This window comes from Micromonospora maritima, from assembly GCF_902825405.1.
Lineage (GTDB): Bacteria > Actinomycetota > Actinomycetes > Mycobacteriales > Micromonosporaceae > Micromonospora > Micromonospora maritima.
In genome coordinates, this window is the sequence record NZ_CADEAU010000259.1 from 1 (window position 1) to 7,772 (window position 7,772).

Here is a 7,772-nt window from a genome sequence, read left to right on the forward strand (position 1 = left end):
CCCAGGACGCTCTTACGCAGAATCGTGTTCATCAGGGGGGCTCCATTCGGGGGTCGACACACCCGGGGGACGGGTGTGGGCACCGTCAGGCGCACAAAGAAGTCTTGGGGGGTCCGGCTCGCGGGGGCCCGGGGGGCGGGTCACCGGGGGCCGGGGGTTCGGCTGCTCGCGGAGGCCGGGGGGCCGTGGCGGCGCCGGGACCAGGTGTAACGACCGGCTACCGGCCGTCATTCCCGCCGGGGGGCGGGCACACGGGCGGCACGGTGGTGCGGGGGTTCACCCTGCTCGGTCGTTCACCGGGTTACAACGCCGTCGACCCCCCGCCGATTCCGCGCCCGGGGTGCCGCCCACCACCACCGAACCGGACACCCACCCCACAACCGGACACCCATCCCGGTGTTCCACCCACCGCCAGAACATCAGGTCCCGTAGGCGGCGCACCCGCTCCCGCCCGCCGCATTGATCAAGGAGTTTCGGTCGGCACCCGACCCGAAACCCGACACAAACTCCTTGATCAACGCGGCGAGGGGTGCAGGAGCCGGGCAGTGGGAGGTCTTGGAAGGAAAGGGCCCCCAAAGGGGCACCGAACTTCCAAGATCTCCCCACGGGAACGGGCAACACCGGAAGGGGCGCCAGTCCGGGGAGATGGCGGGGCCGTGATGGCGCCACCTCCCCGTGACGGAGTCGATCGGCCCGACGACAGGACCGGAAAGGAGGCCCCGGTCGGGAGAGGGCGGACGCCGCGTCGGCACCTCCCCCAGAGCGAGTCGATCAACCAGGGAAGGTCGCGGGAGCGGGCGGAGGGCCGGGATCTCGTGTTCTGCCGTTGGCAGACGCGCTGTCCGGGACGGGGGACCGGCGGGCAGGCTGGGACGCATGCGACTGCTGATGCTGGGTGGTACGGGATTCGTCGGTGCTGCGGTGGTGGCCGACGCGGTGCGCCGAGGCTGGTCGGTGACCGTGTTCAACCGGGGGATCCACGGGGACGTGCCGGCCGGCGTGCACCGGTTGCGGGGTGACCGGACCGCGCCGGAGGGCCTGGCCGCGCTCGCCGGTGGCGAGTGGGACCTGGTGGTGGACACCTGGGACGGCGCGCCCCGGGCGGTCGGGGACGCGGCGCGGGCCCTGGCCGGGGCGGTGCCGCACTACGTCTACGTCTCCAGCGGCTCGGTGTACGCGCCGCCGGTCGGACTGGGGACCGGCGAGGAGGCGCCGACCGTGGCGGCCGAGCCGGACGCGGACGACGGCGACTACCCGCAGAACAAGGCGGGCGGGGAACGGGCCGCGGTGCGGGTGTTCGGGGACCGGGCGCTGCTGGTGCGTGCCGGCCTGATCCTCGGCCCGGGGGAGGACATCGGGCGGCTGCCGTGGTGGCTGCACCGGGTGGCCCGGGGCGGGGACGTGCTGGCGCCGGGGCCGCGGGATCTCCCGTTGCAGTACGTCGACGTGCGCGACCTGGCGGTGTGGATGCTGGACCGGGGGGTCGAGGGCGTCGGTGGGGCGTACAACGTGGTCGGTCGCACCGGGCACGCGACGATGGGTGAGCTGCTCGACGCGGCGGTCGCGGTGACCGGGTCGGGTGCGACGCTGCGGTGGACGGAGCCGGATCCGATCCTCGCGGCGGGCGTGGTGCCGTGGAACGACCTGCCGATCTGGGTGCCGCGGGGGCACGAGTACCGCTGGTTGCAGGAGCGCGACGTCGAGCGGGCGTACGCCGCGGGTCTGGTCTGCCGGCCGGTCACGGAGACCGTCGCCGACACCTGGCGGTGGCTGCGCGAGGTGGGCGGGGTCCCGGCCCGAGCGGGCCGGCCGGCGCGCGCGCCGGTGGGCCTGGACCCGGAGCGGGAGGCGGCGTTGCTGGCCGCCTCGCTGGGCTGACGCACGACGCCGGCGGCTCAGGCCGGCACGACCGGCAGGTCGAGCACCTGGTCGACCGGGCGGCGCGGGGTGGCGCGGCCCGGCTGGCCGTATCCGACCCGCATCACCATCTGCGGCGTGCCGAACCGGCCCAGGGACAGCCGCAGCGCCTCCCGTGCCGCCGGGACCTCGATCGGTTGGGAGAGCATCGACACGCTGAGCCCGGCGTCGGTGGCGGTGAGCAGCACCCGCTGCAACGCCTGCCCGGCGACGACCTGGTCGGTGGCGGTGTTGCCGGGCGTGCCGAGCACGGCCACCAGCGGCTCCGGCTCGAAGTCCCGGCCCGGGGCGCGGTTGCGGCCACCGAACCCGCGTTGCGGCAGCAGGTCCTGCGGCTCGCTCTGCGGGCCGCCGGCGGTGGCGGGCACCCCGTCGGGCGAGGGCTCCGAGCGGATCCACTCCACCCGCTCGGCCACGTACGCCGGGTCGCGTTCCAGCACGCGGTGGGCGCTGCGGGCGACCTCGGCGACCGCGTTGACCGCGCTGGTGCCGATGACCAGTTCCAGCCAGCACTGCTCGGCCCGGGCGGCCTCGCCGAGACGCCAGCGGGCCTCGGCCGGCACCGGGTCCGGCCAGAACGGGGCCCGGTTGCTGAACCGGCGGCCGATCGCCGCGTACAGGCTCTGCTCGGTCGGCGTGGACCGGCGCGGCACGTCGGGCACCAGCCGGGCCACCACGTCCGGGTCGCCCGGGTACGGGCGCAGCCGGACGGTGGCCGGTGTGCCCGCCACGGCGAGCGCCAGCCGCAGGTTGAACAGCGCCGCCCCGCAGGCGATCCGCGCGCCCCAGCCGCTGGGGTCGGTGGCCGGCAGCCCGCGCAGCGGGTCGACCGCGACCTCGATGCCGCCGTCGTGCAGCCGGAACCGCCACGGCTGCGTGTTGTGCAGCGACGGCGCGCGTACCGCGTCGGCGACCGCGGCCCGCAGCTGCGGGACGGTGTATCCGGTCGTCATGGTCGTGCTCCCTCCGTGCGGTGCCGGCCGGCCGGTCGGTCCACCCCCACGGTGCGTCACCGCCGGGCGCCGTGAGCAGGGCCGGAGGTCCCCACCTGGGGAGGTCCGACCGGCCCGGCGACGTGGGACGGTCGGGACCTTCGACCCGTGCGCGGGTACGGGGGAGCCGGTAGAAAGGACTGATGATCCGGGTGTTCCTGCTCGACGACCACGAGGTCGTCCGTCGTGGCCTTGCCGACCTGCTGCAGAGCAGCGGCGACATCGAGGTGGTCGGCGAGTCCGGCCTGGCCCAGGAGGCGGCGCGTCGCATTCCCGCGCTCCGTCCCGACGTGGCGATCCTCGACGCCCGGCTGCCCGACGGCAACGGCATCGACGTCTGCCGGGACGTGCGGGCCGTCGACTCGTCGATCAAGGGGTTGATCCTCACCTCGTACGAGGACGACGAGGCGCTGTTCGCGGCCATCATGGCCGGCGCGGCCGGCTACGTGCTCAAGCAGATCCGCGGCACCGACCTGGTGGACGCGGTCCGCCGGGTGGCGGCCGGGCAGTCCCTGCTCGACCCGGCGATCACCACCCGGGTGCTGGAGCGCATCCGCAGCGGGGTGGAGCAGCCGCGGGAGCTGAAGTCGCTCACCGAGCAGGAGCGGCGGATCCTGGAGTACGTGGCCGAGGGCCTCACCAACCGGGAGATCGCCGGCAAGATGTTCCTGGCCGAGAAGACGGTGAAGAACTACGTCTCCAGCGTGCTGGCGAAGCTGGGGCTGGAGCGGCGCACCCAGGCGGCGGTGCTGGCCACCCGCCTGCTCGGCAAGACCCACTGACCCTCGGTCAGCCCAGCGGGACACTCCAGCGCAGCTCGGTGCCGTGCGGCTCCACCCGGCGCAGCGTGAACTCCCCGCCCAGCCGCTCGGCCCGCTCCCGCAGGTTGACCAGGCCGCTGCGGGCCGCCTCCGGGTCGCAGCCGACCCCGTCGTCGCTGACCGTGACGTCGACCCGGCCGGCGTGCACCGCCACCCGCACCGCCACCCGGTCGGCGTGCGCGTGGCGTACCGCGTTGGACAGCGCCTCGCGCAGCACGGCGGTGAGTTCGGGACGCAGCTCGTCCGGGACGGCACTGTCGATCGGGCCGACCAGCTCCAGCTCGGGTCGCCACCCCAGCGACTCGGCGGCCACCTCGATCGCCTCGCGGATCTCGGTGCGCAGCGCCGCGCTCATCGGGGTGCGCAGCTCGAAGATGGTGCGGCGGATGTCGCGGATGGTGGCGTCCAGGTCGTCGACCGCCTGGTTGATCCGCTTGGCCGCCTCGGGGCGGGCGTTCATCGCCCCGCTCTGCAGTTGCAGGCCGGTGGCGAACAGTCGCTGGATCACCACGTCGTGCAGGTCGCGGGCGATCCGCTCGCGGTCCTCCAGGACCACCAGCAGCTCCCGTTCCTCCTGCCCGCGGGCCCGCTCCATGGCCAGCGCGGCCTGCCCGGCGAAGCTGGCCAGCAGGGCGAGGTCGTCGTCGGCGGCCGGGCCGTGGTCGGGCCGGTGGGCGATCACCAGCACGCCGTGCAGCGTGTCGGCGGCGGCGAGCGGGGAGACCACGGCCGGGCCGGCGACCACCGGCCGCGGCCAGGGCGCCGCGGCGGCCAGGTCGTCGACCTGCTCGTGCCGGCCCTCGGTGACCGCCGTGGCGAAGGTCGTCTCGCTCGCCGGCAGCACCGCGCCGACCAGTTCCCGGGCCACCGGGTCGGCGCCGTCGACCACCTCGACGGTGAACTGCGCCTCGTCCTCGTCGTAGAGCAGCACCAGGGCCAGCTCGGCCTCGGCGACCTCGCGGGCGCGGCGGGCCACCAGGGTCAGCGCGTCGGTGCGGCGTACCTCGCCGAGCAGCACCGAGGTGATCTCGGCGGCGGCGGCCAGCCAGCGTTCCCGCCGGTGCGCCAGCGCGTAGAGGCGGGCGTTCTCGATCGCCACGCCGGCCGCGGCGGCGAGCGCCACCACGATCTCCTCGTCGTCGTCGGTGAACTCGGCGGCGCCCTGCTTCTCGGCCAGGTAGAGGTTGCCCCAGACGTGGTCGCGGATGCGCACCGGCACGCCGAGGAAGCTGTGCATCGGCGGGTGGTGCGGGGGAAAGCCGTACGAGTTCGGGTGCTGGGTGATGTCGGGCATCCGCAGCGGCTTGGGATCGTCGATGAGCAGGCCCAGCACACCCCGGCCGTGTGGCAGCTCGCCGATCTTCGCGTGCAGCTCGGGACCGATGCCGTGGACGATGAAGTCGTGCAGCATCCGGTCGGGGCCGATCACCCCGAGCGCGCCGTAGCGGGCGCCGGCCAGGTCGCACGCGGACTGCACGATCCGTTGCAGGGTGCTGCGCAGGTCGAGGTCGGAGCCGATGCCGACCACCGCGTCGAGCAGCGCGCGCAGGCGCTCCCGGCTGGTCACCACCTCGCCGACACGGTCGAGCATCTCCTGGAGCAGCTCGTCGAGGCGGACCCGGGACAGCGGAGTCAGGCCGAGCGACGGCGTGACGTGCTCGTGCCGGGGGTTCGGTGCGGCGGCCACCGGGCGATGCTATCGCCCGGTGGCGTGCGCGGACGAGCCCGTCAGGGCAGCTGGTCGTGTACCGCCGAGGTGTCGACGGTCTGCGCGGACTCCAGGCGCGGGGTGTGCGGCGGGCCGGCGTGCGTCGGGTCGGCCACGCCGAGTCGCATGCTCAGGTACGGGAAGCCGAGCCCGGCCAGCATCTGCCGGAGCACCTCGCGGGTGCCGTCGACCTCCACCACGCCGGACAGCGGCACCAGGGACACCCCGTGGCGGGTGGCGGCCAGCCAGGCGGCGGAGAGCGCCTCGCCGGCCCGCAACCAGCTCAGCGGCTCGTCCTCGGCGCCCCAGAGGATGGCGTAGACGGCGGCCTTGTCGTGGCCGGGACCGATCGGCAGCGAACCGGGGTGGCCGAAGTCGCGGCCCGGCACGGTGGTCTGCGCCGGCTGGTCGGGCAGCACCTCCGGCGGCAGCCCGGTGCCGGTGCCGGCCCGGTTGATCCAGTAGGACAACTCCTCGCGCAGCTCCGGGCTGTCCGCCTCGACGGCGGCGGCCTGCTGGGCCGCGCCGGCCAGCTCGATCTTCTGCATGTCGTCGAGGAGCTGCAGGTTGACGCCCTCGGCGGTGGCGGCGCGGTCGATGTCGCCGAGCGCGGCGGCGGGGATCGGCTCGTCGCTGACCGGCCGCCGGTCGGTGTGCCGCACCCGCATGCACTGCACGAGGTGCATCGCGTCGGGGTCGGCGCCGGTGTGCCGAAGCCCGGTGATGCGGGCCAGCAGGTCGGGCTGGTTCGGGTCGGGCAGCCGCTCCACCACCGGGGTCCACCCCTCGGCGGCCAGCGCCGTGCGGGCGTGGTGCAGCGCCGCGCCGCAGCTGACCACCAGCAGGCGGCCCTCCGGGTCCATGGCGCTGAGGTGCCGTTCCCGGACCACCCGCAGCTCCAGCGCGTCGGGCAGGACCGTCCAGTGCCACGGCTGGGTGTTGTGCACCGAGGGGGCGTGGCCGGCCATTCCGGCGGCCTCCGCGAGCGCGGTGGTCAGCGGGCGATCGGTAGCCGGCGTCTCGTGGCTCATCGTCACGACCTTTCCTGTTTCTCCCCATCGTGCCCCACACCCGGGACGCCCGGGCGGGGTTGCCCGCTCCATCCTCGGTCATGCCCGGCCGGCCCGCACGGGGCCCTTCGACCTGTCGGATCGCCCGGTTCGCCCTACCTGGGCGGCGTCGGCGCTGAGACGATCCCTTCGTGGGGACCGAAGCGCCCGAGTGCGTACCCGAACGGCCGGTCCGGACCCGGCTGCGGGCCTGGGTGCAGTGGGCGCCGCTGGCCCTGCTCACCCTGGCCGTGCTGGCCGGCGCCGCGCTCCGGTTCGCGGGGGCGCCCGGCGCGGCCCGGCTGGTCTGGGCGGCGGTCACCGTGGTCGCCCTGGTCCCGGCCGTCTGGACCACGCTGCGGCAGCTGTGGCGCCGGCAGTTCGGGGTCGACGTCATCGCGGTGCTGGCGCTGCTCGGCGCGTTGCTGGTACGGGAGTACCTGGCCGGCGCCGTGATCGCCGTGATGGTCGCCACCGGGCAGGCGCTGGAGGAGTACGCCCGCCGCCGGGCCACCCGCGACCTTCGGGCGCTGCTGGAGCGCGCGCCCCGGCAGGCCCGCCGCCGCACCGCCGACGGCGGGATCGAGGTGGTGCCGCTGGACGCGGTACGGGCCGGCGACCGGCTGGTGGTCGGCCCCGGCGAGGTGGTGCCGGTGGACGGCACCGTCGAGGAGCCCGCCACGCTCGACGAGTCCGTGGTGACCGGCGAGGCGCGGCTGGTCGGTCGGGCCGCCGGCGAGCAGGTGGCCAGCGGCGTGGTCAACGCGGGCGCCGGCTTCGGGCTGAGGGCCCGGAAGAACGCGGCGGAGAGCACGTACGCCGGCATCGTCCGGCTGGCCGGTGAGGCGACCGCCCGCAAGGCCCCGATGGTGCGCCTCGCCGACCGGTACGCGGCGGCGTTCGTCCCGTTCACCCTGCTGCTGGCCGGCGCGGCGTGGCTGCTGTCCGGCGAGTTCGCCCGGGCGGTGGCGGTGCTGGTGGTGGCCACCCCGTGCCCGCTGCTGCTGGCCACCCCGATCGCGGTGGTGTCCGGGCTGTCCCGGGTGGCTCGGCGGGGCGTGCTGGTGCGCGACGGCGGGTCGCTGGAGCAGCTCGGCCGCGCCCGTACCCTGCTGCTGGACAAGACCGGCACGCTCACCGCCGGGCGGCCCCGGGCCGCGGAGACCGTGGTGGCGCCCGGCGGGGACCGGGACGAGGTGTTGCGGCTGGCCGCCTCGGTCGAGCAGCTCTCCCCGCACGTGCTGGCCGCCGCCCTGGTCCGGCAGGCCCGCGAGCGGGGGCTGGC

6 protein-coding genes are annotated in these 7,772 nt (G+C 75.4%); 3 read left to right on the top strand and 3 right to left on the bottom strand.

The window, feature by feature from the left end:
- The first annotated feature begins 876 nt into the window (after positions 1–876).
- Positions 877–1,878, top strand: coding sequence for an NAD-dependent epimerase/dehydratase family protein (locus HUW36_RS20870; RefSeq protein WP_174529709.1), 1,002 nt, complete (start codon positions 877–879; stop codon positions 1,876–1,878).
- Between the two features lie 17 nt (positions 1,879–1,895).
- On the opposite strand, the gene HUW36_RS20875 is transcribed toward HUW36_RS20870, so the two are convergent.
- Positions 1,896–2,870 carry an Acg family FMN-binding oxidoreductase gene (locus HUW36_RS20875; protein ID WP_174529710.1) on the bottom strand — a complete coding sequence of 325 codons (975 nt, stop codon included), beginning with the start codon at positions 2,868–2,870 and terminating at the stop codon, positions 1,896–1,898.
- A gap of 182 nt (positions 2,871–3,052) precedes the next feature.
- Here HUW36_RS20875 and HUW36_RS20880 point away from each other — a divergent pair, with 182 nt between their 5' ends.
- A complete protein-coding gene (locus HUW36_RS20880) occupies positions 3,053–3,691 on the top strand; it encodes a response regulator (protein ID WP_091096280.1) in 639 nt (212 codons plus the stop codon).
- Positions 3,692–3,698: 7 nt separating this feature from the next.
- Here the strand turns inward: HUW36_RS20880 and HUW36_RS20885 are convergent, their stop codons facing one another.
- Complete coding sequence (locus HUW36_RS20885; RefSeq protein WP_174529713.1) at positions 3,699–5,366, bottom strand: sensor histidine kinase; 1,668 nt, start codon at positions 5,364–5,366, stop codon at positions 3,699–3,701.
- A 92-nt stretch (positions 5,367–5,458) separates the two neighbouring features.
- Positions 5,459–6,469, bottom strand: coding sequence for an Acg family FMN-binding oxidoreductase (locus HUW36_RS20890; RefSeq protein WP_174529711.1), 1,011 nt, complete (start codon positions 6,467–6,469; stop codon positions 5,459–5,461).
- Positions 6,470–6,639: 170 nt separating this feature from the next.
- Between HUW36_RS20890 and HUW36_RS20895 the strand changes: the two genes are divergently transcribed.
- The coding region (locus HUW36_RS20895) for an HAD-IC family P-type ATPase (protein WP_174529712.1) at positions 6,640–7,772 on the top strand (1,133 nt) is incomplete at its 3' end.

Bases quoted from the DNA above. Each gene is read 5' to 3' on its own strand.
- HUW36_RS20870 (WP_174529709.1), top strand. From the start codon at position 877: ATGCGACTGCTGATGCTGGGTGGTACGGGATTCGTCGGTGCTGCGGTG.
- HUW36_RS20875 (WP_174529710.1), bottom strand. From the start codon at position 2,870: ATGACGACCGGATACACCGTCCCGCAGCTGCGGGCCGCGGTCGCCGAC.
- HUW36_RS20880 (WP_091096280.1), top strand. From the start codon at position 3,053: ATGATCCGGGTGTTCCTGCTCGACGACCACGAGGTCGTCCGTCGTGGC.
- HUW36_RS20890 (WP_174529711.1), bottom strand. From the start codon at position 6,469: ATGAGCCACGAGACGCCGGCTACCGATCGCCCGCTGACCACCGCGCTC.